This window comes from Candidatus Hakubella thermalkaliphila, from assembly GCF_013281975.1.
Classification (GTDB): domain Bacteria; phylum Actinomycetota; class Humimicrobiia; order Hakubellales; family Hakubellaceae; genus Hakubella; species Hakubella thermalkaliphila.
The window spans coordinates 1-840 of sequence record NZ_BLRZ01000353.1 but is presented as its reverse complement, the minus strand read 5'-3'; the positions used below and the strand labels follow the sequence as shown (position 1 = coordinate 840).

The 840-nt window shown below is 43.2% G+C and carries 1 protein-coding gene; it reads left to right on the top strand.

Annotated elements, in window-relative coordinates; genetic code table 11:
* Window positions 1-840, top strand: an 840-nt coding sequence (gene larC, locus HW443_RS12095; RefSeq protein WP_176238315.1) for a nickel pincer cofactor biosynthesis protein LarC, incomplete at both ends; no start/stop codon positions are given.

Sequence of the window (840 nt, the reverse complement as noted above, 5' to 3'; positions counted from 1 at the left end):
TGGGGCAGAGGCAAAAGTCCACGGCGAAACATTTAATGCAGCGCACCTGCACGAACTTGGCGCAGTTGACTGCATAGTAGATATTTTCGGCACAATTATCGGGCTTAAACTTTTAGGGATAGAGAAGGTTTATTCATCCGATGTTAACATCGGAGGTGGCTCTGTAAGGACAAAACATGGGATACTGCCTGTGCCTGCGCCTGCAACAATTGAAGTTCTTAGATGCAAGATACAAGATGCAAGCCTGCCCCGCTTCGCAGAGCAAGGTCGGGGATGCAAGATTTACTCGGATGGAACTCCCTTTGAGTTGACCACTCCCACAGGTGCAGCAATCTTGAAAGAGTTATCTTCAGGGTTTGGCAACATCCCTGATATGTTTATTGAAAAAATAGGGATTGGTGCTGGCAATAGAGATTTCAAAGATAAACCGAATGTGCTGAGAATTCTTATCGGCCAGAGGAAAGAGCAAAGCGCAGAAAGCAGAGAACAAAAGGTTGCGGTAATTGAAACCACAATAGATGACATGAATCCGCAGATATACGAATACGTGATGGAAAGGCTGTTTAAGGCAGGCGCTCTTGACGTTTATCTGACGCAGTTGATAATGAAAAAAGGAAGACCCGGAATAAAGCTGACCGTGCTTTGCAACAGCAATGAGAAAGAAAAGATGATGAAGATAATATTTGAAGAGACAACAACAATAGGACTCAGGTTTTATGAGGCAGACAGGCAAACGCTAAAAAGAGAGATAAAGGAAATCAATACCGCATTAGGTAAACTAAGGTTCAAAATCTCAAAACTCGGCAGCAGGATTATCAAAACAACACATGAATACGAAGA